At 50.0% G+C, this 26,393-nt stretch carries 19 protein-coding genes and 1 pseudogene; 14 read left to right on the forward strand and 6 right to left on the reverse strand.

Features of this window, described 5'->3' with window-relative positions; all coding sequences use genetic code 11:
- Positions 1 to 4: 4 nt before the first annotated feature.
- The 3 genes from M6D81_RS21300 (at position 5) to M6D81_RS21310 (ending at position 3,426) form a co-directional block, all read left to right on the forward strand.
- Positions 5 to 835 (forward strand): response regulator transcription factor, encoded by an 831-nt coding sequence (locus M6D81_RS21300; protein WP_262679083.1) that lies wholly within the window; start codon positions 5 to 7, stop codon positions 833 to 835.
- Positions 811 to 2,229: a sensor histidine kinase gene (locus M6D81_RS21305; protein WP_262679052.1), complete on the forward strand. Its 1,419-nt coding sequence runs from the start codon at positions 811 to 813 to the stop codon at positions 2,227 to 2,229. Before M6D81_RS21300 ends, M6D81_RS21305 begins: the two co-directional genes overlap by 25 nt.
- Before the next feature lie 357 nt (positions 2,230 to 2,586).
- Entirely contained in the window at positions 2,587 to 3,426 is an 840-nt protein-coding gene (locus tag M6D81_RS21310; protein ID WP_262679053.1) for an alpha/beta hydrolase, read from the forward strand.
- On the opposite strand, the gene M6D81_RS21315 is transcribed toward M6D81_RS21310, so the two are convergent.
- From M6D81_RS21315 to M6D81_RS21325, 3 genes are read right to left on the reverse strand one after another with little or no spacing between them, the layout of a single operon-like run.
- Positions 3,423 to 4,601, reverse strand: coding sequence for a Ger(x)C family spore germination protein (locus M6D81_RS21315; RefSeq protein WP_262679054.1), 1,179 nt, complete (start codon positions 4,599 to 4,601; stop codon positions 3,423 to 3,425). The two genes, M6D81_RS21310 and M6D81_RS21315, sit on opposite strands and share 4 nt — an antisense overlap.
- Positions 4,602 to 4,604: 3 nt before the next feature.
- Positions 4,605 to 6,092, reverse strand: coding sequence for a spore germination protein (locus M6D81_RS21320; protein ID WP_262679055.1), 1,488 nt, complete (start codon positions 6,090 to 6,092; stop codon positions 4,605 to 4,607).
- A 38-nt stretch (positions 6,093 to 6,130) separates the two neighbouring features.
- On the reverse strand, positions 6,131 to 7,195 hold the full coding sequence (locus M6D81_RS21325; protein ID WP_262679057.1) for an endospore germination permease: 1,065 nt from the start codon (positions 7,193 to 7,195) through the stop codon (positions 6,131 to 6,133).
- Between the two features lie 955 nt (positions 7,196 to 8,150).
- Between M6D81_RS21325 and M6D81_RS21330 the strand changes: the two genes are divergently transcribed.
- Positions 8,151 to 9,269 (forward strand): DUF3048 domain-containing protein, encoded by a 1,119-nt coding sequence (locus M6D81_RS21330; protein ID WP_262679058.1) that lies wholly within the window; start codon positions 8,151 to 8,153, stop codon positions 9,267 to 9,269.
- A gap of 82 nt (positions 9,270 to 9,351) precedes the next feature.
- On the opposite strand, the gene M6D81_RS21335 is transcribed toward M6D81_RS21330, so the two are convergent.
- Positions 9,352 to 10,050 (reverse strand): hypothetical protein, encoded by a 699-nt coding sequence (locus M6D81_RS21335; protein WP_262679059.1) that lies wholly within the window; start codon positions 10,048 to 10,050, stop codon positions 9,352 to 9,354.
- Between the two features lie 221 nt (positions 10,051 to 10,271).
- Between M6D81_RS21335 and M6D81_RS21340 the strand changes: the two genes are divergently transcribed.
- The 4 genes from M6D81_RS21340 (at position 10,272) to rlmD (ending at position 14,695) form a co-directional block, all read left to right on the forward strand.
- Positions 10,272 to 10,562 (forward strand): YerC/YecD family TrpR-related protein, encoded by a 291-nt coding sequence (locus M6D81_RS21340; protein ID WP_262679060.1) that lies wholly within the window; start codon positions 10,272 to 10,274, stop codon positions 10,560 to 10,562.
- Between the two features lie 13 nt (positions 10,563 to 10,575).
- Positions 10,576 to 11,388 (forward strand): sirohydrochlorin chelatase, encoded by an 813-nt coding sequence (locus tag M6D81_RS21345; protein ID WP_262679061.1) that lies wholly within the window; start codon positions 10,576 to 10,578, stop codon positions 11,386 to 11,388.
- Between the two features lie 2 nt (positions 11,389 to 11,390).
- Positions 11,391 to 12,299 carry a diacylglycerol kinase gene (locus M6D81_RS21350; RefSeq protein ID WP_262679084.1) on the forward strand — a complete coding sequence of 303 codons (909 nt, stop codon included), beginning with the start codon at positions 11,391 to 11,393 and terminating at the stop codon, positions 12,297 to 12,299.
- A gap of 563 nt (positions 12,300 to 12,862) precedes the next feature.
- The gene (gene rlmD, locus M6D81_RS21355) at positions 12,863 to 14,695 is read left to right on the forward strand and encodes a 23S rRNA (uracil(1939)-C(5))-methyltransferase RlmD (RefSeq protein ID WP_262679062.1); all 1,833 of its coding nucleotides are present in this window, start codon (positions 12,863 to 12,865) and stop codon (positions 14,693 to 14,695) included.
- Positions 14,696 to 15,357: 662 nt separating this feature from the next.
- On the opposite strand, the pseudogene M6D81_RS31880 reads toward rlmD, so the two are convergent.
- Both M6D81_RS31880 and M6D81_RS21360 read right to left on the reverse strand, forming a co-directional pair.
- Positions 15,358 to 15,501, reverse strand: a pseudogene (locus tag M6D81_RS31880) (hypothetical protein); the annotation flags it as partial.
- Positions 15,502 to 15,578: 77 nt separating this feature from the next.
- Complete coding sequence (locus tag M6D81_RS21360) at positions 15,579 to 16,469, reverse strand: AraC family transcriptional regulator (protein ID WP_262679063.1); 891 nt, start codon at positions 16,467 to 16,469, stop codon at positions 15,579 to 15,581.
- A 181-nt stretch (positions 16,470 to 16,650) separates the two neighbouring features.
- Between M6D81_RS21360 and M6D81_RS21365 the strand changes: the two genes are divergently transcribed.
- The 6 genes from M6D81_RS21365 to M6D81_RS21390 all read left to right on the forward strand — a co-directional run bounded on the left by M6D81_RS21365 (position 16,651) and on the right by M6D81_RS21390 (position 26,379).
- Positions 16,651 to 17,469: a phytanoyl-CoA dioxygenase family protein gene (locus M6D81_RS21365; protein ID WP_262679064.1), complete on the forward strand. Its 819-nt coding sequence runs from the start codon at positions 16,651 to 16,653 to the stop codon at positions 17,467 to 17,469.
- A 479-nt stretch (positions 17,470 to 17,948) separates the two neighbouring features.
- Positions 17,949 to 18,926: an ABC transporter permease gene (locus M6D81_RS21370; RefSeq protein WP_262679065.1), complete on the forward strand. Its 978-nt coding sequence runs from the start codon at positions 17,949 to 17,951 to the stop codon at positions 18,924 to 18,926.
- Between the two features lie 17 nt (positions 18,927 to 18,943).
- On the forward strand, positions 18,944 to 19,825 hold the full coding sequence (locus M6D81_RS21375) for a carbohydrate ABC transporter permease (RefSeq protein ID WP_262679066.1): 882 nt from the start codon (positions 18,944 to 18,946) through the stop codon (positions 19,823 to 19,825).
- Between the two features lie 50 nt (positions 19,826 to 19,875).
- Positions 19,876 to 21,504 carry an extracellular solute-binding protein gene (locus M6D81_RS21380; protein ID WP_262679067.1) on the forward strand — a complete coding sequence of 543 codons (1,629 nt, stop codon included), beginning with the start codon at positions 19,876 to 19,878 and terminating at the stop codon, positions 21,502 to 21,504.
- A gap of 86 nt (positions 21,505 to 21,590) precedes the next feature.
- Entirely contained in the window at positions 21,591 to 25,061 is a 3,471-nt protein-coding gene (locus M6D81_RS21385) for a discoidin domain-containing protein (RefSeq protein ID WP_262679068.1), read from the forward strand.
- Between the two features lie 187 nt (positions 25,062 to 25,248).
- Positions 25,249 to 26,379, forward strand: a complete 1,131-nt coding sequence (locus M6D81_RS21390; RefSeq protein WP_262679069.1) for an aminotransferase class V-fold PLP-dependent enzyme — start codon at positions 25,249 to 25,251, stop codon at positions 26,377 to 26,379.
- The last annotated feature ends 14 nt before the right edge of the window (positions 26,380 to 26,393 follow it).

Raw genomic sequence — 26,393 nt, forward strand, 5'->3', positions numbered from 1 at the left:
AATGGTGCGAATATTGTTGCTGGAGGATGAAGAGGCGATACGCGGCTTCGTTCGCATTAATCTGAAGCGGAATGAGATGGAAGTGACGGAAGCGGAGAACGGTGAGGATGCGCTGGCGTTCGCGGCCGAGCAGGGGCCGTTCGATATTGCGCTGCTGGATGTGATGCTCCCGACGATTAGCGGCTTCGAAGTGTGCGAGAGACTGCGTGAGCAATATCCGCGAATGGGGATTATTATGCTGACTGCGAAGAGCCAGGAGGAGGACAAGATCCACGGGCTGGAGCTGGGAGCGGACGATTATGTGCAGAAGCCGTTCAGTCCGGGTGAGCTTATCGCGCGAATCAAATCGCTCTACCGGCGCATGCATGCCGATGATGGAGTCCGCGATAAGGGCGAGCAGCCTGTAGCAGCGGCAAGGGAGCTCGCCGATACCATGCCGGTTGTCGAGGGATCGGCTGCCGAGGGGCATAGCTCCGGCATAGCGGACAGTACGACGGTCGGTTCGGAAGATGAGCGTCCCTCGGGCGTCAGGATCAGCGGACCGTTCAAGCTGTCCGTCATGGAGCGCAAGCTCTGGAAGGACGGGGAAGAGATTATATTGACGCCTACGGAATGGACGCTTGTCAGGCTGCTTATGGAGCGGGAGGGAGAGAGCGTCAGCCGCGACGATATCCTGACGGCGGTATGGGGACGTTATTATGTAGGCGATCTGAAGGTGGTCGACGTGAACATACGCCGCATACGACAGAAGATTGAGTGCAATCCTTCGGAGCCTTCTTTTATCGAGACGGTATGGGGCTTCGGATATAGATGGAGACGGAGCGAGCGGGCATGAAGAGCGTCAAGACCAAGATGGTGCTGAGCTATCTTCTGCTGATTGCGCTGGTGGTTACCGTGCTGGGAGCGTCATTCTCTCTGCTGATGTGGAAATATTATTACGGCAGCGCCAACAGCTCGGTCAAGCAGCGCGCGGAATCGGCCATGTCGCTCCACAGCCGTTCCTTGTCCTCGCTTACGCTGAACGATCAGGCGCACTACATGCTGCTGTACATGGTGGAGGGAGGCGGCTCCCGGCTCCAGCTGCTGAGCAGCAATGGCGAGGTGCGTATCGACTCGGAAGGCTTCGCGCCGGATATCCGTTATGCGACCAGCGATGTGAAGGCGGCGATGTCCGGTTCGGCAGGAAGCTGGACGGGCGTCGATCCCTATTACAAGGAGCGGGTAGTCTCCGTGACGATTCCGATATGGAACGACAATCGGGTCGTATCGCTGTTCCGGTATACATCATCGCTGGAGCAAGTGGACGATATGGTGTACCGTCTCATCCAGCTTGCGGCGATCGCGGGCTTGTTTGTCATTTTGCTGTTCCTCGGGCTCAGCCTCTTCCTGGCCCAGCGCATCGTGAAGCCGATCAGGGAGCTGACGAAGGCGGCGAGATATATGGCAGAGGGCGACTGGACGCGCAGGGCGACGAAGCGCAGCAACGACGAGATCGGCCAGCTGGCGGAGACGTTCAATACGATGGTTAGCGAGCTGAATACGCGGGAGACGCTGAAGAACGATTTTATCTCCTCCATCTCGCACGAACTCCGTACGCCGCTTACTTCCATCAAGGGGTGGAGCGAGACGCTCAAGGAGAGCGAGCCGACGGAAGACGACGAGGAGCTTAGAATGGGGCTGTCCATTATCAGCAAGGAGACGGAGCGGCTATCCGGCCTTGTCGAGGACTTGCTGGACTTCTCCAAGCTGTCCGCGAAGACGATGGAGCTGCATCCGGAGCCGTTGGACTTGAACAGCACGGTAAGGGAGACGGTACGCCAGCTTGCTGTACGGGAGGAGAAGACAGGCGTCAAGCTAGTGCCGACCTACGGAGCCAGCCCGATTCTCGTGGAAGGCGATGCGAACCGTTTGAAGCAGGTCATTATTAATTTGATTGACAATGCGTTCAAATTCACCGACAGCGGCGGGACGGTGCGCGTAGTTACTGCGGCGGAGAAGGAGCAGGCGATTCTGACAGTATCGGATACGGGCAAGGGAATCGATGCGGAAGAACTGCCGCATGTGATGGACAAGTTCTTCAAGGGAAGCAGCGGAGCGGGCGGCTCCGGACTGGGACTGGCGATATGCAAGGAGATCATTGAGCTCCACGGCGGCGAGATCGGAATCGACAGTGAACGTGGAGCCGGAACGATCGTGCGAATAGCAATGCCGCTATTCCTTGAAAAATAGCAGCTTGCGGCGGGCGATGACATAGATGACGGCAATGACGGCGCCGCCGGCGAGCATAACGGACATCCAATGATCCCGAAGCCATGCGATCCATAACGGCATGGGCGCACCTCCCAGCGATAAGTGTAATGGCGAAGACCTCCGTATGAGGTCTTTTTTTTACTATTGCCAGTTCGGAGCGTTGTATGCATCGGTTGTACCGTACAAGAATTTTTCATTACGCCTCTCAGCACCGCTTCTCAGTACCCAATTGACAGTCGGCGGGGAAGGTGATAGTATAGTTTTAATTAAATCATAGTATACAGGTAGGAATTATTATATATAGATGACGCACGCATGCATGAGGAGGAATTCGGGATGGAGAAGCAATTGGTGCTTCGGCACGACGAGCTTGAACTGGCAGCAACTTTACATTACCCTGCCGACAATGGAACGAATCATCAACAAGGGAAGGACTGCAACAGAAAGCATGGGGCGATTATCATCTGCCACGGGTTCATCGGCAATCGGATTGGCATCGATCGCTTGTTCGTGAAGACGGCGCGCGCGCTGGCGGCAAGCGGCAGCTTCGTGATGCGGTTCGACTATGGAGGCTGCGGCGAGAGCTCAGGCGAATACGGAGCGCTCGGCTTCGATGCGATGGTGGATCAGACGCGCACCGTTATCGATTATATCTCGGCGATGGATTGCGTCGATCCGCAGCGTATCATTCTGCTGGGCCACAGCTTGGGCGGGGCCGTCTCCATTATGACAGCGGTGAAGGACAAGCGGGTGAAGCGGCTCGTCCTGTGGTCACCTGTCGGCTACCCCTTCAGCGATATTGTCCGCATCGTAGGGAGAGAGAGTTACGACGAGGCGATCACGAAGGGGGGCGCCGATCATATGGGATACGTGCTGCAGCCCGCCTACTTCGATTCGCTCATGCAGCATCAGCCGTTCCAGTCGGCCCCGCGCTTCGGCGGAGATGTCCTGCTTGTCCACGGTACTAGCGATGAGCTCATCCCCGTCGACTACAGCTTCTTGTACCAGAAGGTATTCTGGACGAGAGCGGAAGGGGTGTGCGACAAGGAGATTCTGTTCCAGGCGAACCATACGTATTCCAGCAGGAAGCATCAGGAAGAGGCGATCACCGTTACGTCGCAATGGTTGGAGAAGCGCGACCGCCAGCAGCAGGAGTGGCATCACTGGTCGATCTAATCTGTCAATCGCTTGTACTTTCCGTTATACGGGATGTCGATGTGAACAGTCAGCTTCTCGATGGATTCCGGCGTGACGAGCAGGCGGTTCCCGTTATCCGTCAGCTGCTTCCACATCACGGGACTCTTCAGGCGAAGTGCCCGTCCCAATTGGAAGAGATCGACGCCATTGCGCACCCCCTCCAGATAGACCCTCTCAATCTGCTCGGCCACGGCCTTCTCGGCGATCGATATCATCTCCTCGTACGAGATCGGTTCATTGTATTCGTACATGGCGCCGATCAGCCCCACGGTTATATGGAAGCGGGCTTTGCCGTCCGTCAGTACGGGGCGAATGTCCACAGAGGGACGGCCTAAGCTCAAGTTGGCATAGACGATGCCGTTCTTCTCCACCGTAAGCGGTGCGCGATTCGTTTCCTTCTGCATCCATTGATAGCCCTCCAGCTTCTTCTTGCTAATAAATGTCTTGCTTCCGTCGTGGCTTTCGAAGTATGCCCCGTTCAACATCAGCTGGGGAGCCGGCTTCTTGGACATTCTCCACTGATCCTGGTTCAGGCTGATACTGGGCATATAGGAGGGCTGATCGGGTTCGTTATAGCGCGCGATAAATTTGAACATCTCGATTGGCGGCAGCGTCGAATTCTGCTTGTAGTTCGGCATCGGCTCATGCAGGATCGACAAGAGCGACGTCATATTGAAGAAGGCTTCTGTAGATAAAATATCCAGCAGATCCGATTGCGTCGAATAAATCCAAGTGTTGTAGCGGATTTCCGGGAATCGATTGACCATCTCGATCATTTCGAACCCTTTCGCCTTCAGCGCTCTCTCCGTGAACACAAGGGCGGAGATATGCCCCCAGGTGACGTAGATTTGCGATGTGTTGTATAGCTGGTCGGACGCCATATTGATCGTCTTGCCCTTGCCGCGCCCGACCCAGGTGGAAGGCTTCCCTTCCCGCCGTCCTCCCGACTCCGACTTCGCAATGCTGGTAAAGTCGAGAAATTGGGCGTACACGATAAACTCGCCGTCCTCGTAGTCAATGCCAAGCGCCTTCACATAGCTCTTGTTCTGCACATCGGAGGCGCTCCAGCAGCCCGTCAAGACGGTCATGCCGATGCACAGAGCCAGTGCCGTCGCTGCTATTCGGACAGCCGGCAAGGAATAGTGTGCACTCATGCTTCATCTTCCCCTCTTGTCAGGCTTACGCGTGTGCAAGTAATCCGGCCGGCGCTTCATCCACTTCTGAGGCAGCTTGAACAGGCTTCTGAGCAGATCCTTCAGTTGCAGAGGCGCAGCCGGCGCGAGATAAGGCACGCCGAAAGATTCGAAAGAAGTAAGGTAGATGACAAGCAGAATGATGGACAGAATGAACCCGTACATGCCCAATATCGCCGAGAGCAGGAAGGAGACGAAGCGAAGCAGGATTGTCGTGCTCGTCAGCGACTGGTTGACCAAGGTGGCGCCAGCGACGACGGTAATGGCGGTGACGACGATCATCAGCGGCGATACCATGCCTGCTCGTATGGCTGCATCGCCGATAATCAGGCCGCCCACGACCGTCAAGGTCTGTCCGATGGAAGTTGGCAAGCGGACTCCGGCCTCGCGGAACAGCTCCATAAGCGACATAATGAAGAACATCTCCAGTGCAGACTCCATTGGCAATCCGACACGTCCCATGGATATAGTAGCCAGCAGGCTGAACGGGATTTGATCGGAGTGGAAGGTGGTGAAGGCAATGAAGAAGCCCGGCAGGAAGATGGTCAGGAACAGGCCGGCATAGCGAAGCAGCCTTCCCAGATTGGTGGACAGAAACGGGAAGTAAGCGTCCTCCGGCGATTTCAGCAGCAGGAACAGGTTGGTCGGCGCGATAATCGCTGTCGGATTGCCATCCAAGAGCACGATGAACCGGCCATTGAGCAGACAGTCGGCAGCGAAGTCGGGCCTGCCCGTATAATCGGTCTGCGGGAACAAGGTGAATCCCCCCGGAGCAAGACTGTTCTCCAAATTGCCCGTCGTCAGAATTTTTTCCTCCCGTATGGTAGAGAGCTGTCCGCGGACTCGGTTGATCGTGTCCTCGTTCGCAATGTCGCTAACGTAGAGCAAGGCGCACTTCGTCATCGTGCGCGTACCCAGTTGAAAGTACTCGCAAGCGAGCGTCGGCGTGCGCAGATGGGAACGAACAAGCGCCACATTGTATGACAAGTGCTCCACGAATGCATCCTTCGGTCCGCGAATCGCAACTTCCGTGGAAGATTCTTCCGGCACGCGTGACAGCTGCTTCGACACATCGATGCTCCACATCGTCTGCAGGTTCGGAAGGATGAACAGGAGCGTACCATCGAACAAATGGGCGGCGACAACATGCCGGTTCACCTCGCCTTTCGTGGCATCCATCATTTTCCACTGCAGATCGGCTTCCTTCATAATAGTATCCTTGTCCAGAAAGCCTGTCTTCTCATACAGCTTCCTGATCGCAGGCATAACGATATCGTTGATGGTCGTCGTCTCCGCCATTCCCGTGCTGTACGCGAACAATGCAGGCACCGGATCGGGAAGCGTGCCGAAGTGCTGGCAGTAGATGCATACGTCGTGGCTATCGCGGAACCAGCGGCGCAGTACGTGCTCGTCGATCGGAACGATCCCTTCATTGTCATCTGTATGACTCATGATTCCGCTCCCCCTTTCCTTGCTTTCAACTTGCTTCCCTAGATCGCTAATATTAGGAAGGCAACTAACAGGCTTGTGAAAATAAACATGCCCGGAAGATGGATATTCTGCAAGTACATGATCGCTTGATCATCCCGCAGCTTCGAAAATTTCGCTCCGCAGATCATCGCCACGCTCGCAATCGACAACGCGATGAGACGTCGGCTCGGCCTGCGAATGTCCGCCATGTCCACGATCAAGTACAAGGAGATGGCTATTCGGGCGAAGGAACCGCACAGCCATTGGTAGATGGACAGGAAATCGACATGCTGCAGGAAGATGCCGAGACTTAGTATTTTCCACTGCTCAAAGGCGGTATGCCGCTGCTTGGCCGCTTCCTGTGGACCGAATTCCGTGATCGCTCCAATCGTCGGCCCCATCGTCATGCCGACCAGGAACAGGCCCAGCAGGATCAGTTGCCACCACTTCATCCTCTGCCGCAATTCATGCTGGTAGAGCAGCAGAATCCACACCTCCATCAGTCCGGCGAGTACATAGACGACGCCTCTGAAGACGGGCGACCAGCCATGCTCCAGCACGGGAAGCAGCAAGCTGTAGTCTTTATAGCGCGTATTGGCACCCATGATGAAATACCCCAGCAGAATGACGAATGGCACCAGAATGCTCGACGTCATGGCAATGGTGCGAATGCCCTTGTAGGCGGCCAGCATTGCCAGCGCTACCGCACTGACTATGACCACGATCATTGGCGTCTGCTGCATATAAGTCGTCACGGTCCATAACGAGGTGTCTCTTAGCGTGTAAGTGCCGGAGAAGAAGAGGATGACGATCGACAGGAGGCGCAGCAGCCAGGCCGGTATAATGCCGTATTCCCTCTGCAGCCAGTCCGGCAGCCGCTGCCCGTGAAGCCCCTTCATAACGATATGCAGCAGCAGCAGCCAGACCAAAAACAATGGAGCGGCTACGATCACCGTCAGCCATGAATCGCGGAGCGACACGTCCAATATAATCGGGATTGCCATGACATGGCAGACCAGGCCCGAGCTTAGCAGAAGGATGGAGAAGGATAGCCATATGCTGAGGTTGCCGCTCCCTTTGCTCACAATTTTCCGCCTCGTTTCCATGGGAGATAGCTTTAAGTTATGCATTTATTGGATTTTTAATCGCTTGATCAACGGCACACTTTCGGAATGCTCGACATCATGCGCCGCAAAGGGGCGTGCGATCCGAGCTAGTGTAGGATTCATACACTGGAGCGCCGAAATGGGGAGTGCGAGCTGAAATAGTGTAGGATTCATACACTGTAGCGCCGCAAAGGGGCGTGCGAGCCGAGCTAGTGTAGGATTCATACACTGGAGCGCCGAAATGGGGAGTGCGAGCTGAAATAGTGTAGGATTCATACACTGGAGTGCCGCAAAGGGGCGTGCGATCCGAGCTAGTGTAGGATTCATACACTGGAGCGCCGAAATGGGGAGTGCGAGCTGAAATAGTGTAGGATTCATACACTGTAGCGCCGCAAAGGGGCGTGCGATCCGAGCTAGTGTAGGATTCATACACTGGAGCGCCGAAATGGGGAGTGCGAGCTGAAATAGTGTAGGATTCATACACTGGAGTGCCGCAAAGGAGCGTGTGAGCCGAGCTAGTGTATGAATCCTACACAATAGTTTATGTGACCTCGGCTGGAGTATGAAAAATAGGCGAATGGCGGTCTGTAGGCGATGTGGCATTGGTTGGAGCGCGGAAAGTGGCTAGTTTAGGAGTTGCATGGTATGTGATCTCGGTTGAAGTATGGAAAGTGGGCGAATGGCGGTTTGTAGGCGATGTGGCATTGGTTGGAGCGCGGAAAGTGGCTAGTTTAGGAGTTGCAAGGGATGTGATCTCGGTTGGAGTATGAAAAGTGGGCGAATGGCGGTTTGTAGGCGATGTGGCATTGCAATTAAGAAATAAGTGTGAAGGGCATCGGCGTTTTTATAATTTGGTCAAGACATCCCTGTCGATCTATGTTTAAATAGTAGAGAGATTAAGAGATTGATGAAACTGGAAAAAGGCGGGGGATTCATGAAGGGGAAAGCACGTATTTCGTTAACTTTGCTGCTGACGGTCATTCTGGTATTCTTGTCGGCATGCGGCAGCGGATCGGACGGCGGGAAGAGCGATCCGGTCATCAAGGAGACGATGGAGCCGACTGCAACCGTCGATCCTACAGCGGAGCCGACTCCTACGCCTCTGCCTTATGCAGCGCCCCTGACGGGGATTGGAATTGAGAAGGAAGCAAGCGCAAGGCCCATGGCCGTGCTGATCAACAATCTGGCGCCTGCACGGCCGCAATCCGGCCTGACGGAAGCCGATGTCATATGGGAAGTGCTGGCGGAAGGCGGCATCACCCGACTAGTCGCCATCTTCCAGAGTACAGAGAAGCAGGACTTCACAATCGGCCCGATCCGCAGCAACCGGCCTTATCTGATCGAGATCGCGGAGAGCTACGGCTCCGTCATCGCCCATGCCGGCGGAAGCCCGGAAGCATATGGCATACTGCAAAACCAGCGCAAGCCTTATCTTGATGAAATTACAAATGCAGGCACTTACTTCTGGAGAAGCAAGGACCGGAAGGCGCCTCACAATCTGTATTCCAATCTGGAGCAACTGCGTACGGGAGCGGACAAGAAGGGATACTCCTCAGAAGTGGAGTTGAAGAAATATATCTATCTTCCGGAAGGAGCAATGAACGAGGCGGACGCTTCCACAGTAGAGGATGCGAAGGAGATCAGCATCAAATTTCTGCTGAAGAGCTACAAGGTCGGCTACAAGTACGACGAATCCACGAACGTATACATAAGATCCATAAATGACAAGCCGCATATCGATATGAACAACGACGAGCAGCTGTCCGCGACGAACCTTATCGTCTTCCAGACGGGGCACAAGACGCTGGACGATGTAGGCAGGCTCGCGATTGACTTGAAATCCGGTGGAGACGCGCTTCTGTTCCAGAAGGGCAAGGTGATGGAGGCGGAATGGGTGCGGGCGGCCGACGGCATGATCCGCTTCCATAAGGACGGGAAGGAACTGGCGCTCATGCCGGGCAAGACGTACATTCATGTCGTGCCGAATACGTCGGCGCTCCGTGACTATGCGACATGGGAGAGCGCAAGCTCCGCCGGGACTGCGGCCGAATGAGAAGAAGGACAGCTTGATAGGCCATGAAGCGCTAGATGTCAGCTTCATGGCCTTCCCGCTGTCCTGTTCGTCATGCCCTCGATTATTTTCGCCGGCTGCCGCTTCGTCTTCTGCGCCGCTGCGCGGTGCCGCTCTTCTTGCGTGTGCTGCCGCTCCTTCTTCGGCGGCGACGCTTCGCTCCAGAGCCGGAATTGTTCTCGTCGTCTTGCGAGATGGACTTCTTGCCGAAGGAGCCGAACAGCACCTTCACCATGGGAGCCATCTGGGATACGCCGGTGACGACCTTCTGCATCTTCGTTACCGTGGACAGGATACCGTCCAGTCCTCCCATCCGGTCGACGAAGCCTTTAATCTCGCTCAAGTTGGCCATCTTGGTCAAGTTGGCCAGCGAGAATCCGCCGGATGAAGATGGGGGTCTGGGAGGCGTCTCTGCAAGCTGGGAGGACGATTGCGGGACGACGGCCGGGAGCAGATGAGGCTCGCTCGTATTTTGCGATGAGATATGGGCTTGCGGAGGTGCGCTTCTGGCGTGATTGCCGTAATTGCCGTTGCCCCAGGCATGAGGCGGGTACGATGTGCCCTGAACGTGATGTCCTTGATGATAGTATGATGAAGGAACGAACTGATATTGCTCCATAAGCTGATGATAGTCGTGGCTTGGTTGATTGTACGGTGGCTGCCGGAGCGCGCTGCCGTGTCCAGGCTGTGCTTCCTGCGGACGCGCTGCTCGGCTTTGCCTGTGCTGCCGATTGCCGCCACCAGGGTAAAGCTGTTGATTCAATGGGATCACAACCCTTTTTAATATCAGTCTATGGCATAGGCTAACGTGGTGATTGGACGAATGTCCCGGGTTTTCATACTTTTCTGGTTGAATGCCCTGAGGGCGGGAAGCAACATTTGTCATTTCGCTTGACTTCTTCGATACGTGAACACGGTAAAGTTTGAAATAAAGGTACGGAAGGGATAAAATAAGATGAATAGCAATAATGGGAGTGGTAATGCATGCAGCTGAAGAAGCTCAATGATAAAGCGATAGACCAATTGTTCGAGGCCATATTGACGCTCAAGTCCGTGGAGGAGTGCTATGTATTCTTCGACGATCTGTGCACAGTCAATGAAATACAATCCTTGTCGCAACGACTGGAGGTAGCGCGCATGCTGGGGAAAGGAAGCACGTACAACCAGATCGAGGCGGAGACGGGTGCAAGCACCGCTACCATCTCCAGAGTGAAGAGATGCCTGAACTACGGCAACGACGGATACAAAATGACACTGGATCGACTCGGTAGATAGGAGTGCGCAAGCCATGAAGCCCGGCGTTCTTGTCATTAGCCACGGCTCCAGAGAGACGGAGTGGGTGAGGCTGGTAGATGCGGCAGTAGCAGCGTCTTCCCGGTGCACCGCGCAAGACGGCATGGAGGTGCCAGTCGTCTCCGCCTTCCTGGAGATTGTGGAGAACAGGCTGATACAGGATGGCATCGATGAGCTGGAGAGTCAGGGCGTAACGGATCTATTCGTCTTGCCGCTGTTCGTCTCGTCGGGCAGTACGCATGTGGACGAAATCGCCCAGGCTTTCGGCTATCCTTCCATTGCGGATGGCTTCTGTGGCGATCTGGGCACGTTCCGCATCTCGGCCAATGTCACATACGGCTGTCCCATGGACGACGCTCCGGAAGTGGTCGAGCTTCTGATGGACAACTTGTCCGAGCTGTCGTCCGAGCCGGAGAAGGAAGCGCTGCTCTTGATCGGGCACGGGAGCGAGGAGCCCGTGTTCCAGGAGAGGTGGCAGAGCGGTCTGTCCCGGCTGGCCGAGCAGCTTCGCGCCCTGGGCGGATTCGCGCGTGCGGATTATGCCTTGCTGCTGCCCGATGAGACATCCTGCAAGCTGACAGCATTGCAATCGGCTCAGCCTGATGAGCCGATTATTGTGGTTCCGTTATTTTTGAGCCGGGGGTACTTCACGAACCATGTCATTCCTGCGCGTCTTGCGGGACTTGTGTATCGCTATAACGGAAGCGCCATGCTTCCTCATCCCGCAATCGAGCGGTGGATCGAGAGGCATATAGGGAGTTGGTTAAGTGGTTTCATATCGCAAAGGAATGAAGAGGGAGCAATGTGATGATGAAACGAGCAAGATTGATTTACAATCCGACGTCTGGTAGAGAAGAGATGAAGCGCCGGCTTCCGGATATATTGCAGCGCCTTGATCAGGGCGGTATCGAGACGACCTGTCACGCCACGATTGGCGAGGGAGACGCGACGCTTGCCGCAGCGGATGCCGCAGACCGCGATTATGACATGATTATCGCCGCCGGAGGAGACGGTACGCTGTACGAGGTGATCAACGGTCTGGCGAACAAGTCGAAGCGTCCTCCGCTTGGCATATTGCCGGTGGGTACGACGAATGACTTCGCGCGTGCGACGGGCATACCCAAGCATTGGGAATACGCCTGCGATCTTATTATCGGGCAGTATACGCGTCCCATCGACGTAGGTCGGGTGAATGAGCGTTACTTCATTAATATAGCAGGCGGCGGCTCCTTGACGGAGCTGACGTATGACGTACCCAGCAAGCTGAAGACGATGATCGGACAGCTTGCTTATTATATGAAGGGGCTGGAGAAGATCGTCCGCATCCGCCCGACGGAGCTGAGATTCGAAGCGGACGGCATGGACGAAATACACGACGAGTTCATGCTGTTCCTGATCTGCAACAGCAACTCTGTCGGCGGCTTCGAGCGGCTGGCGCCGGATTCCAAGCTGGACGACGGATTGCTCGACGTGCTGCTGATCCGCAAGTGCAATCTGGCGGAGTTCATCCGTCTGGCCACATTGGCGCTGCGCGGCGAGCATCTGAACGATCCGCATGTCATGCACTTCCGCACGAATCGGATCAAGGTGACGACACCGGATTATGTGCAGCTGAATCTCGACGGCGAGTACGGCGGTGTACTGCCGGGTACCTTCTCGGTGCTGCCTCGCCATCTGAACATATTCGCCGATGCAACAGGCGTGTCGACGTACCGGTAAGGTAATTCGACAGGGGCGGGGCGTCAGCAGGGCGGCGAGTGTTGGCCGCCTGCAATCGATACGGCCGGCGATCTAGATGTCTGATGGTAAAGTGTAAAGGGGAAGGCCGACGATCTTGATGCGTGATGGTAAAATGTAAAGGGGACGGCCAGCGATCTAGATGCGTGATGGTAAAGTGTAAAGGGGAAGGCCGACGCTCTAGATGCGTGATGGTAAAGTGTAAAGGGGACGGCCAGCGATCTAGATGCGTGATGGTAAAATGTAAAGGGGACGGTCGTCGGCCATCTAGATGGATTTTGTACAGTTAATAGTGAGGAATGGTGGTCATTGAGACTATTAGCTGGAAAAAGTACAGTAAGATTGATGCAAATAGAGCGGAATGGCGGATTCCCAACAAATTAGTTACACAAAATCCACTTGATGAGACTTGATTAGCGATATCGTGCAACTTTAATAGCATTAAATCCAGCTAGTTCGATAAGCAGCAGGATAAGAGGCGGCAGGCAAAACGTTTCAGCACCTGTACTGCTGCTATGAACGAGTTGAAGGATCGGAGAGACAACATGGCAAGGAAGAAATCAAGCGGACGGTATAGGAGCCGTGATGCGATAGGAGGCGGCAGGGCTGGCAGGCCCGGGAGTAGCCGCGATTCAATAGATGGCAGTATGGCTGCCCTGTCTGGACAAGGCGGTAAGTTGGACGCCTCTCATTCTGAGGGGGGAAAGCGTTCCCGCTCAGCGGATAAAGCATCGACGGCGCCGCTGCAAAAAAACGAAGAAGTCACCGCTGAAATCGTGGGACTGACGCATGACGGGGAAGGGGTAGGCCGTACAGACGGCTTTACCCTTTTTATACGCGGGGCGCTTCCCGGGGAGAAAGTGCGGGCCAAGGTGACCAAGCTGAAGAAAACGTACGGCTACGCCCGCTTGCTGGAACATGTGGAAGCAAGCGGTGATCGCACCTCGCCGATATGTGCCATCTATAAGGAATGCGGCGGCTGTCAGCTACAGCATTACAGCTACGCGGGGCAACTGGCCTGGAAGAGGCGACACGTCGTGGAAAATCTGCAGCGAATCGGCAAGCTGAAGGTGGCTGGGGAGCATGTGGCGAACCGTGATGCGGAAGAGGGGCAGGCTGCGGGACGTGGCTCCGAAGAGGGGCAAACTGTAGACCGTGGTGAAGAACGAGTTGAGGGACGAGATGCTGAAGCGGATCGTACTGTGGAGCGGGCATCTAAGAGCGGGCAGGCGAACAGAGACTCCGTAATAGCGGCGGACGAGCAAGTGAGCAACGTATCTGGACCTGATTCTCCGGAACAGATCGAGCGGATCAATAGCAAATCCGCAGATGGCGTCATTGTGCATCCTACTATCGGCATGGCTGATCCGTGGCGGTACCGGAACAAGGCTGCAGTGCCTGTGGGCGTCAGCGGCAGAGACACGGAAGAAGCCGGGCTGATCGCAGGCTTCTATGCGCGCGGCACACATCGTATTATTGATATGGACGATTGTCATATCCAGCATAGCCGCAACGATGAAGTGATCTCCATCGTGAAGGCGATTGCCCGAGAGCTGCGCATAGCCCCTTATGACGAAGGTGCGCGTACAGGGCTGCTGCGGCATGTAATGGTACGTATCGGCGTCGTATCGGGCGAGGTGATGGTCGTGCTGGTGACGAACGGCAAGCGTATGCCGAGGAAGGCGGAGTGGATCGAGAAGCTGCGTGCGGCCATACCAGACTTGAAGAGTATCGTACAGAACGTGAATGAACGGGATACGAATGCGATATTCGGAGACGAGACGATTGTGTTGTGGGGCAGCGATGTCATCTATGATGAGCTGGACGGCATACGCTTCGCTATATCGGCGCGATCCTTCTATCAGGTGAATCCGGCGCAGACGATTGCGCTGTACCGCAAAGCTGTGGAATACGCCGGCTTGACAGGCAAGGAGCGGGTAATCGATGCGTATTGCGGCATCGGGACGATCTCGCTGTTCCTGGCTCGCCATGCTGGCCATGTATACGGTGTGGAGATTGTGCCGGAAGCGATCGAGGACGCGAAGCGCAATGCTGCGCTGAACGGCATGGACAACACGACATTCGATACAGGCCCGGCAGAGGTCGTCATTCCGCGCTGGCGTCAGGAGGGCGTGGAGGCTGACGTCATCGTCGTCGATCCGCCGCGCAAGGGCTGCGACCCCGCCTTGCTGGATACGATTCTGGCAATGCGGCCGGAGCGGATCGTCTATGTCAGCTGCAATCCCTCCACGCTGGCCCGCGACCTTCGCATATTGGAGGATGGCGGCTACCGCACCGTGGAAGTGACGCCGGTGGATATGTTCCCTCAGACGGTGCATGTGGAGTGCGTGGTGGGGATATGTCGCGTCGATACCTAGAAGTCTATAGTTATCAGCATTCGGCGAAGTAATTCTCCTTTCGCAGGATGGCAATGACTATAAAAATAAGGTGTTGCGAGATACGATTAAGGTTTCGGTTGTTTTGGATTTGAAATGGGAGGATTTGACGAGCGATTTTTAACCGGGTGTGTACAATTAGCTCCCCTTTTGAGTATATAAAAGGCCACCTTCGTAAGTATTAAAGAAGGTGGCCTTCGTATATCGTAGATTAGCACTTAATTTGCATATAGCATTCATTCACACCGTATAATTTCATGAATGAAATTATACTCTAATATGAGGATGTGGCTTTTTTCCTGTAGATGACCGACTTAATGAATTAATTGTGTTTTAGCCATCTCCGCCATGTAGTCTCGCAACTCATTTTGTATCTTCAATTGCATAACGGTTCCCGAATCTGGTCCTCTACTGCAGTGGATTGGTCATGTATGTTCCCCAGCATCCGAAGCAGTGTTGCTTTAATGGGACGGTACGTCGTAAGATCTCCAAACAGCTGCGAAATCGGATCAAGCGGCAGCTTATGACAAGCACGCAAATAAGCCGTCCACGTACCATTAGCGGCGGCAGTTCAAAGACTTCACGTCGCACGTAACCGACTACCTCTGTATCTTCGAGAAAGGCCATGCATGATGAACAAGCGCTCACTTTGTGAATGATGTTCTCATCCGGGTGACAAAGCGTATTTCCAGAATGCCCCTTGCCCCTATCTTACCGCCAGATTTTCGCTGATTTATGGGTTTACGGAATCCATCACTGGAAGGCGGCTTACTGCTGTTGTTACTGTTCCGACCGAGTTACCGCTTTAATTCATAAATTAATATGGGCTAGGTAAATAGTTACTATTTTTATAAATAATGCTACGTTATAGATGGATACTAAGTTGCTTGAATTCTGTCGGTGTATAACCGGTTATTTCCTTGAAACTTCGGCTAAAGTAGTGGATGCTTGAATAGCCCAACAGATCCGCAACCTTCTCTATGGATTCCGCTTCCAGGAGATACTGCTTTGCTTTGCGAATTCGTTCCAAAATTAAATAACGTTTAGGTGAATAACCGATTGTCTCTTTGAATATTTCGGTAAAATAGACAGGGTGATACCCGCACAAATTAGCTAATTCAGCTATTGTCCAATCGAGTTGCGGTTGCTTCCTGATCGCTTCTAGGGCCGGGGCAATTTTTCGCCAATCTGTAGATGAAAAATAGCCGTTAATTTGATGACGGATAATCACTACGAGCAATTGCATCATTAGCCCTCTAAGAGTCGTGGCATAGCCTTTCTCCTCAAATCTGTACTCTCGAATGATTTGGTTAAAATAGCTTTCCAGATCGGCAATCACAAAATGGTTGGGAAATACAAAACCTCCATAGCCATCAACGTCAATTGTATAGGTTTGCGCAGGGAGGTCAAGCTCATTATCGGTACAGGCAAATATGTTTCCGATCGGAGAGATAGGCTTCGGTGATTCCCGATCCCAACTAAAGTGAATGCTTGCCAAAGTGCTGGGATCAGCCTCTGACGAGATGATTTTATGCGGGGAGTTTGAACCATAAAATACGCAATCTCCTGCAGCAAGATGAATTTGTTGATTACCAAGGGCAAGAACGGCTGAACCTGACACGACATAAAGCAATTGACTGTCAGGAATCGTGCGTGGCCCCCATTGTTGCCCGGGTAAAGAAACTGAGCGGTTTGCAAAATTTACGGTAGGTCTTATCGTTGATAGGTCTCCTACATGGACTCGGCTCTGATCCATTCCCTTGTTTTCCTCCCTCAATTATTCGGGCCTTCAATACTTTGTTCTCCCCTGTTATCATTTTTCCTTTAAAAAGTGCAAAATATCTTCCTAAATTCCTAAAGACTGCGTTAGTGTTTTTCTTTATTCTTTAAATGCAGACCCATATGAAAGTAAATAACGGGAAGAACGGGAGGATTTTATGCTAACACAAGAACAAATCAAAGAGTTCGATGAGAAAGGTTTTATCAAAGGTGATTTAATACTTAATGACCAGGAGGTAGAGCTACTCCGAAAGGAAGCCGAATTGGTTATGTCCGGTAAGTCGGTAAATAAGCCGGTTCTTAATCGAAATTTGCTGGACGGCAGTTCTGAATATGGTATGTCCATGAGCAAAACAGAAACGGTTATCCAGATTGTTAATATTTGGATGGCAAGTGAGGCGTACTTGAATCACGCTGCTAATCTGAGAGTTTGTGAGGAAACAGCACAATTGTGCCGTTCCAATACATTGCGAATCTGGCATGATCAATTTCTATATAAACCTCCGGTTACTGGCGGCCCAACGGGATGGCACCAAGATCATCCTGCATGGCCCATTATCCAACCGCCTGATCTCGTCAGCGCCTGGATTGCTCTTGATGACGCTACGATCGAGAATGGGGCCATGTGGATGGTTCCGGGCAGCCATAAATGGGGGAATCAGAACAAGCATATCAGAAGCACCTCCGATTTCAAGCCTTATCACAATCAACCTGAACTGCTGCCGATGGGGGCAAAGGTCGAAGCAGAGCCTTTTGAAATTAAAAAAGGTCAGGTAGGTTATCATCATTGTTTAACCTGGCACGGAGGGTCTCATAATCGGACGGATACTAAACGGCGCGCAATAGCCGTTCATTATATGCCTGGACATACCTATTACGCTCCGACCGGGACTCACCCTATGGAACCACATATTAATGTGATGCCAGGTGAAGTCATTATCGGGGACAGTTTTCCGGTTGTATACCAACGAGCCTAGCTTGTGTGAATAATTAGATAGTCAGCTCAAATCGTGATGGTCGGCGGTTGTGGGAAAACAATTCTTGTGTACGGGTTGTTCCCCAGGGGCCGTCTAAAACTACCATGGCCTTTACGGCCACCCCCATGAATGAAAATGAACTTGGCCTGTGACACTGTTTGTTCCATACTGGAACTGCAGGTCACAGGCCTTTACTTTATAGCAGGCAATACTCTGGGGCAGCAAGTATACGGAGGGGTCAAGGTCGCTTAACGACTTTTTATTTTTTATACTGTCTCTTGACGGGGTACAGTTCAGGGTAAACCTGTGAAACATACTTATTTTTCATGGAAATGAATGCGCATACAATTTTGTTGACAGACTTAGACGCTTAAGTATAATATATTATATATAATATAAACGCGATGTGAATTACAAAAATGATCATCTAATAACTAGCCATTCGAGTCCTATAATCCCATACATAAGGAGCAGAGACAATGAATATCGAATCGAAGCGAAATTCTGACCCTGGGTGGAAGACCCTGATGAAGAAGAGGAACTTTTTCAATAATATTCTTTTTCATTTTAATAAGGCAGTAAAAAACTGGCAGTTATATGTATTGCTTCTTCCTACCTTGCTTTATTTTCTGATCATGGAATATGTGCCGATGTATGGACTTCAGATGGCATTTAAGAACTACATGGTTTCTAAAGGATTTACAGGCAGCGAATGGGTAGGTTTAAAACATTTTGAACGCTTTTTTGATCATATCTTATTTTGGGAAATATTAGGAAATACTATATGGCTCAGTTTATACGAGTTGGCTACATTTCCAATCGCGGTCATCATGGCGCTGCTGCTTAACCAGATTGCCAGCAGCAGGTTCAAACGAATGGTTCAAACCGTTACATATGCCCCCTTTTTTATTTCAACCGTCGTATTGGTCGGCATGCTGTATTTGTTTCTTTCTCCTCAGACCGGATTAATTAATCAACTGATTACGGCGCTCGGAGGGGATACCATTTATTTTTTTGGAGAGTCTTCTTGGTTTAGAACGATTTTTGTTTGGTCAGGCGTTTGGCAAAATTTGGGGTGGGGCATGGTTATTTATTTGGCTGCGTTAACAGGAATAAGCCCGGAGTTGCATGAAGCGGCGGTTGTTGACGGTGCTAATAAGCTTCACCGAATCTGGCATATTGATTTGCCGGGTATCATGCCTACAGTCTCGATCCTGTTTATTTTGACCGTGGGAAACTTGTTCAATTTAGGTTTTGAAAAGGCTTACCTTATGCAAAATCCGCTTAATATTTCTTCTGCGGAGATTATTCAGACCTATGTTTATAAGAAGGGTCTTGTCGGAGGTCAATTCAGCTATGCTTCTGCCATTGGACTATTTAATTCAATTATAAATTGTATATTGCTAGTTATCGTTAATTCGATAGCTCGCCGTATGAATCGTACTTCATTATGGTAGGAGGGAAAATAGAAAATATGAATAAAAGAACAGTCTCTGACCGCATATTCGATGTGTTTAACATAACCTTGTTTGTAATCGTACTTATCGCCATCCTTTATCCCATTTATTTTATTTTGATCGCATCGGTAAGCGATCCCAACGCTACAAATTCGGGAGAAGTATGGCTTTGGCCGGTCCACTTTTCCTGGTCTGGGTATTCCGCGATATTTTCTTATGAAATAATTTGGAAAGGCTATCAAAATTCTCTGATTTATGCTGTATTAGGTGCGGCTCTAAGCACAGCCGCAACCATTAGTGGAGGGTATGCTTTATCTCGTAAAGATTTGGCGGGGCGTACACCCATTATGCTATTCATTCTATTTACTATGTTTTTCCAGGGGGGGTTGATTCCTAGCTATATTCTAGTAAAAAGTTTAGGAATGCTTGACAGTGTTTGGGCGATGATCATTCCTGGCGCGGTAACTGCTTTTCAAATTATTATTGCCCGCACCTTTTTTCAGCAGAGCATACCTGATGAATTGCTGGAAGCATCGATGATAGATGGCTCCAACAACTTCTCGTTTTTTTTCCGAATCGTCCTTCCGTTGTCATTGCCCATTATTGCTGTCATCATTCTGTTTAATGCGGTTGCGCAATGGAATTCCTTTTTCAAAGCGCTGATCTACATAAGCAGTGAAGATTTGCAGCCGCTTCAGATCATTCTGCGGAGAATTTTGATCACGAATCAAGCAAGCGAGATGATGGGGGATCTTAATAGCGCCGCCGAGAAAGCCAGGCAGGCAGAGTTGGTGAAATACGGTCTCGTCGTGGTTGCGAGCCTGCCGATGCTTCTTCTCTACCCGTTTCTGCAAAAGTACTTTGTGAAAGGTATTATGATTGGATCCGTGAAGGGCTAAAACGGATGTCCGACATGATATACAACAACATTTAGAAGGGGAGATTGAAATTGAACAAATGGTTAAAAGTGACACTAGTTTTCCTGTTGGCATTTTCCGTGCTCGCAGCCTGCTCCAAAGAAAATAACGCGAAATCGGAAGATGAACCGACAAAATCGCCAGCTTCGACAGGAAATGAATCGGGTACTGAAGGGGACGAGAAAGATAAGCTTGCTTTCCCGTTAGCTGAAACCGCGGAGTTGGATATTCTGGCATTTAAAGCAAGCTCCAGTAAAGTAAATGATTACAATGAGTATGAGCTATACAAAAATTTGGAAAAAGAAACGAATGTTCATATCAATTGGACGCTTGTCGATGAAATGTCAAAAATGGAAAAGTTGAACCTGATATTCTCAAGCGGGGAATACCCCGACGCAATCTACGGATCAATGGTCGGAGGAATTGATTTAAGCAATTGGGCGAATCAGGGATTGTTGCTTCCATTAAATGAACTAATTGAAAAGCATGCTCCTAATTTAAAGAAGCTCTTTGAGGAATATCCTGAATATAAAAAGGCGATCACACATGCCGATGGAAATATTTACGCGCTTCCCAAAGCTGTAGACGCACCATTCTACCGGGCGCCGGATACGATGTGGATTAACAAGAAGTGGCTGGATGCGGTGGGTCGTGCTGTACCGACGACAACGGATGAACTTTACGAGGCTTTGAAAGCATTCCAAGGCAAAGACTTGAACGGCAATGGCAAAAAAGATGAAATACCGATGAGCTTTATGTTCAATTCCAACTGGATTGGCGGCAATTCACTTGCTAGCTCATTTGGGATCATGGATCACCAATGGAATCATTCCTACATTAAGGATGGTAAAGTTCTGTTCGCTCCTCAGCAGGAAGGGTATAAGGACTACGTTCGATACATGAATAAATTGTATAGCGAAGGTTTGTTGGATCAAGAGATGATAACCCAAACCTCAGCGATCTATCACGCCAAATTGCAAAATGAGGTTCCGATACTTGGCGTCGCTTCTTATCCGATAGCCAGCACGTTGACTAATGGCGATGAATATGTTCCTTTGCTCGGTCTTAAAGGACCAAACGGGGATATCGGCTGGAAACAAGAAAACCCTGGCATTTGGAGCGGAGCTTTTATGATGACGTCATCCAATAAAAATCCAGAAATTACGATGAAATGGGTAGACACACATTATGATTTTGAGATGAGTTTGGAAATTCAGGAAGGACCGGTTGGCATCGGACTGAAGAAGTTGGCTGATGGCACATACGAGGATATGCCGACACCGGATGGAATGGACAATATGACGTTTAACTTTAGTCTTGCTCCAGGATTTAATGCGCCGAATATTATTCCATCCAAAAACTACTCTGATGGCATATTTATTACACCTCGCGAGAAGGAAGAGTTGGCCGCATACAAGCTAAAAGAGCCATTGCTGACCTTGCAGGGATTAAATACGCTATTAATTTATGAAGCGGACGATTATGAAGCACTTAGTGTGTTTGAGGATATGAACGGTCCGAACGGATATGTCAATTCCAGCTTCGCCGATTTCCTGATGAAAGGGTTAACAGATGAGAAGTGGGAGAAGCATCTGGAACAGCTGAAGAAGCTTGGAGTAGATACATTTTTGGAAATTCATTCAAAGTATCAATTGAAATAGGAACGGCTTAACTACAGGCGACAATTGTATATATTACGAATGTCGCCTGAATTATGTTCAGATGACAATAAGGAGGAACTAAGCTAATGAGAGCATGGTTCAGGTTAATTGTGGTCTTTGCATTGTTTATAGTTGCTTTATTTATTGAAGCGCATACCAGTAATGCGGCCGACGTTAAAATTCAGGATACGGATAGCGGCTTTGTGTATTATAACGGAGTGACTAGTTCCACCGACGGCAGCACAGCGGATAATTCAAGCGCGAGAATGATGAACGACAGTCAGTATTGGAATATAACGTATTTAAAAACCGACATGAGTGATTTAAAGGCTGGTGTATCGTATGACGTATTCTTTAGAGTCAAGGTAGATCATACTGGTTCCAATCCTGGAGGCTCTGCTTTTAAGATGGCGGTATGGGACAATACTTACGGGGCTTACGTGTTGCCTGAGAAACATGTGGAGGCAGCTCAGACACAGGATATGGTGTGGAAAGAATATAAAGTGGGGACGTTCAAACCCAACTCCGGCGTGAATCAGCTTGTTTTCTATGTGGCAGGGGTGAACAACGCTGCGCAAGTGTCTGACATCTACGTGGACTATATTACGTTTAAAGAGCACACTACCTACACGATACAAGATACTGATTTTAGTCTTTATTTGGATTCCATAGGGGCATCTGTAGCCGATGGGCTGCCAGGTGATAACAGCGCGGCTGTACTCTTTAATGGCCCCGTTCCTGAATGGACTGTGCAGGCGCCTATCGATTCTTCAAATATCGAAGCGGATGTGCCTTATAAAATTGGACTGGTTGTTTATCCGCAATTTGCGGATCTAGATACTTCGTCTGGCGATGTATTCGGATATTTGGTGTATAACAATACAACCAGCTCCTTTGCGGTACCCCCAACGGTTGTTAAGTCGACTGATTGGCCCGTTAACTTGAAATTTCCTATTTATTATGAAGTCATGACGCCGATCGTTACACTTAATCCTGCGCACACCTATCATATCGCGTTTTTTAAAGTAAATAATGCTACAAATTTCCCGAGCGTAAGAATTGACAAGGTTTATGTAGAGAAGGCTAACATCGATGATAACCCAAGCCAGAGCATTTCCATATACCCATACAAAATGTCTCCGGCCAATCAGGATGGCTTAAACGATACGAGCGCCATCACGTATACGCTGCCTGCCGCGCAAACCGTCAGTGTGAAGGTGTACAATACGGTCAATAATTCGCTAGTGAGAACGCTTGTGACCGGTGCAAGCCAGTCGGGGACTCAGACTGTTGAGTGGGATGGGAAAAATAGCGCCGGGCAAATCGTTCCGAACGGCTTGTATGTGGTGAAGGTGGCAAACGGGACAACGGATATATTCAAGAAAAACGTTCAAGTCATTTCAGGCGTAACCTTGTTTTCGCCTCCAGCCAATACAGCAAACACCTTCGTGCCAAGAATGGTATGGTTTGCCGGAGAGCTGGTACCTTATCACACACCTGCGGCAGCAACCTACATCAATACAGCTTTTGCTGAGATTAAAAATATGAATGCTGATACAGTGGCAATGGTTAATATGTCTCGAAAAACACCGGCTGATTATGCGATGTATCTGGATAAAGCAGCCGAAAACGATTTAAAGGTTATCGCAATGCCCGATCCGGAAACCGCTTATAGAAACGAGTCATTGGCGAATGATGAGGTTGCGATGTACAACTATTTAACCGAACTGATCGCACCTATTCGAAATAAAAGCGCACTGCTGAATTATTATTTGAGAGACGAGCCGGAGGTCGATGTTAGGACGGCAGAAAATTTGAAAAATATGAAACGAATGCTGGAGACAATCGATCCGAACCATCCGGTGTCCATTGTTTATAATTATATTGAGGGCGTGTCGATGCACTATTCTGCGCAACAAACTCATGCGCTTCTGAGTGATATCTATCCAGCGTGGGAGAATGTCGCTGCCGGCAATTTTAAAACAGGAGCCTGGGATTTCACTGAACAGATGGATTATTTCAACCTGCAGATCAGAAAAGACATTGCCAATCCAGCTCCTTATTGGAGTATATTGCAAAACTTTGGAGGAACAGGAGTGGGATGGAGAGTTCCGACCCCTGCCGAGCTGCGAGCAATGACATACTTGTCCATTGGCCACAACTCAAAAGGAATTGGTTACTTCATCTATCAATCACAGCAAGGTTGGAAAGGTTTGGTTGATGAAGAACTGAACCATACAGCTAATTACACCGCAAGTCAAGCCTTATTCGGAGAAATCGCAACCATGGAATCGACGATCAAGAACATGATCCGTATAGGAAATGTTGCCAGTACTAGCGGAGGAGGACTTATTGTTGGTGACAATACGATTTATTCGAGCGCGGATGTAACCACACATGTAGATAAAGTGACGGGTGATAAGTATCTCGTTGTTGTCAATCGCGATAGTTCGAATTATCAGAATGTTACAATTACAATTAATCGTGCTGAGTTGGGGATGGATATATCGGAAATATACAATGTTTACGATAATTCACCTCTTGTATACCATTCTGACTCCTCCAGCTATACAATTAGCAATCTGAATTTTTCGCCCGGTGCGGGTAAAATTATTAAACTCGTAAAGAGTGCAGCTGCGTACTCTGGACAGGATGAATTATTCACTCTACAGAACGGCGCAATGAAGGGAAACGAGGATGTAACAGCATCCGATTCAAAGACGGCAATGAAAATTGTGCAGAATACAAACGGTCGCGATATAAAGTGGTATTGGAATAAAGCAAATGTATCTGCTGGTGTGACCTATGATTTGTATGCGAAAGTCAAGATTAGATATGCCAATGATACGATAGCGGTCTGGCCTTACGGGTCTCCGCCTTCACAGCCTAGCGGGAATGCATTTGAAGCCGGTATTTATGACGAAACGGCAGCAAGCCAGATAGGCTCGCCTGTTACTGTATCAGCTGCAAGCATGGAAAATATGCTTTGGCATACGGTTAAGGTCGGAACGTTCACGCCATCGCAGACCCATTCGCAATATGTGTACGTGACGCCAGCCAATAACATGAGCAATGTATACGCTGTATATGTTGACGAGTTTTACTTCCTCCCGGTCAAGACCGCAACAGCATCTAGTTCGTTTGAAGGGTTTGGCTGGGGGACAGCGAAGGCGGTGGACGGGGCGAGATCTTCAGACGCAAGCTCTTACGGCTGGAGCAGCAACTCCAATTTGACAATGAATCATACGGAATGGATCAATGTGGATCTTGGAACCGGCAGAACCATCAATCGAGTTGATCTTTATCCGAGAAATGACGGAACGAATATTGGAGCGGGATTTCCGGAGAACTTCACGATTCAGGTGTCCGCCGATAATGTGAATTGGACGACGGTTGTGACTAGAACCGGATATGCTGTGCCTGGAAATGCCGTCCAGACGTTTGCTTTTGCGAGTCAAAATGCGAGATATGTCAAAATAGAAGGCACAAAATTGCGAACAATTCCAAACGAAGGGCTCATTTATAGAATGCAGTTTGCAGAGATAGAAGTTTATTGAGTTAAAAAGATAGACGGATAATGATAACGATTCGGGCGCTCTCGTTAAGCTGCCTTTGGCAAATTGACGCGAGCGTCATTCATAAGTGATCATGTTAATCTATGGAAAATTGATTATTGACATCAAATATATATCAAGTATAATTTATTATATATAATATATAAAAACGAGGGAGAAACGACACCAAATGAAATCACTTGAGCCAAAGGAGCATTTTGTCGGACTGGAGACTTGCACCTGGCTTTACTCGGGTGCGGAAACGCCTGTTCATAAGGATGGCTTAAAAGCTATCCAAGAGTACTTAAAGGTGCGGGGGGAGGGGCCAGTAGGCAGGAGTAGAAACGCAGAGATCGAACAAGAGTGCAAGGAAAACATTGCAGAGTTAGTCCATCATCAACCGGAGAATATAGCTTTTTTGTCCAATTGCTCTGAAGCGATATCAATGATCGCTCAATCGATGGATTGGAAAGAAGGTGATAATGTCGTCATTAATGATTTGGAATTTCCTTCGGGTGTTCTTCCTTGGATTCGGCTCAAGGAAATAGGAGTTGAACTGCGCGTTGTTTCTCATAAGAATTGGGAAGTATCGATTGACGATATTTTATCAAGGGTTGATGAAAGAACAAGAATGGTGATCACCAGCCATGTAAGCTATCTTACTGGCGCTCGAATCGATTACAGAAAACTGTACGGATACTTGAAAACCACGAACACTTTATTGCTCCTTGATGTCACGCAATCTCTGGGAGCCGTCTCTGTTGACATGAACGAAACGGACTTTATCGTGTGCAGCTCTTATAAATGGCTATTATCCATTCACGGAATGGGGATTTTGGGCGTAAATCCGGAGAGGACGTCAGCATTTTTCCCGAAATCGATCGGATGGCGAAGTATTAAAGATATGTTCTCTGAAAACCGATTTGAATCCTTCGATTATTGTGATGATGCAAGAAGGTTCGAGCTTGGCTTCCCGAGTTATGCGACGATCTATGCCATGAATTATTCGTCCGGATTAATTCGGAGGATTGGCATTGACCGGATTGAAAGCCACATTCTGGAACTGGGCGGACAATTAATAGAGCGCTTACAAGCATTAGGCTACGAAGTTATGACTCCTGTCCAGCCGGAGCGAAGGGCTGGGAACATATGTGTATCAACCCTTCAAGGGGAAGAAATTGCTCAGAGGCTGCTTCGCGACAAGGTCTTTGTATGGGGAGGAGATGGCAGATTTCGGGCCTCTGTTCATTTGTTCAACGACACGGAGGATGTGTCTCGACTATTACATAGTTTGACAGATAGTTATAACTTTCAAAAGTGATTGGAGCGATCAAT

Source organism: Paenibacillus sp. J5C2022, assembly GCF_025567625.1.
Classification (GTDB): Bacteria; Bacillota; Bacilli; order Paenibacillales; family Paenibacillaceae; genus Pristimantibacillus.

Coding starts and splice junctions, on each gene's coding strand:
- M6D81_RS21310 (WP_262679053.1), top strand. CDS start 2,587: ATGGAGAAGCAATTGGTGCTTCGGCACGACGAGCTTGAACTGGCAGCA.
- rlmD (WP_262679062.1), top strand. CDS start 12,863: ATGGCAAGGAAGAAATCAAGCGGACGGTATAGGAGCCGTGATGCGATA.
- M6D81_RS21345 (WP_262679061.1), top strand. CDS start 10,576: ATGAAGCCCGGCGTTCTTGTCATTAGCCACGGCTCCAGAGAGACGGAG.
- M6D81_RS21390 (WP_262679069.1), top strand. CDS start 25,249: ATGAAATCACTTGAGCCAAAGGAGCATTTTGTCGGACTGGAGACTTGC.
- M6D81_RS21385 (WP_262679068.1), top strand. CDS start 21,591: ATGAGAGCATGGTTCAGGTTAATTGTGGTCTTTGCATTGTTTATAGTT.
- M6D81_RS21370 (WP_262679065.1), top strand. CDS start 17,949: ATGAATATCGAATCGAAGCGAAATTCTGACCCTGGGTGGAAGACCCTG.
- M6D81_RS21375 (WP_262679066.1), top strand. CDS start 18,944: ATGAATAAAAGAACAGTCTCTGACCGCATATTCGATGTGTTTAACATA.
- M6D81_RS21350 (WP_262679084.1), top strand. CDS start 11,391: ATGAAACGAGCAAGATTGATTTACAATCCGACGTCTGGTAGAGAAGAG.
- M6D81_RS21305 (WP_262679052.1), top strand. CDS start 811: ATGGAGACGGAGCGAGCGGGCATGAAGAGCGTCAAGACCAAGATGGTG.
- M6D81_RS21365 (WP_262679064.1), top strand. CDS start 16,651: ATGCTAACACAAGAACAAATCAAAGAGTTCGATGAGAAAGGTTTTATC.
- M6D81_RS21340 (WP_262679060.1), top strand. CDS start 10,272: ATGCAGCTGAAGAAGCTCAATGATAAAGCGATAGACCAATTGTTCGAG.
- M6D81_RS21330 (WP_262679058.1), top strand. CDS start 8,151: ATGAAGGGGAAAGCACGTATTTCGTTAACTTTGCTGCTGACGGTCATT.
- M6D81_RS21315 (WP_262679054.1), bottom strand. CDS start 4,601: ATGAGTGCACACTATTCCTTGCCGGCTGTCCGAATAGCAGCGACGGCA.
- M6D81_RS21360 (WP_262679063.1), bottom strand. CDS start 16,469: ATGGATCAGAGCCGAGTCCATGTAGGAGACCTATCAACGATAAGACCT.
- M6D81_RS21320 (WP_262679055.1), bottom strand. CDS start 6,092: ATGAGTCATACAGATGACAATGAAGGGATCGTTCCGATCGACGAGCAC.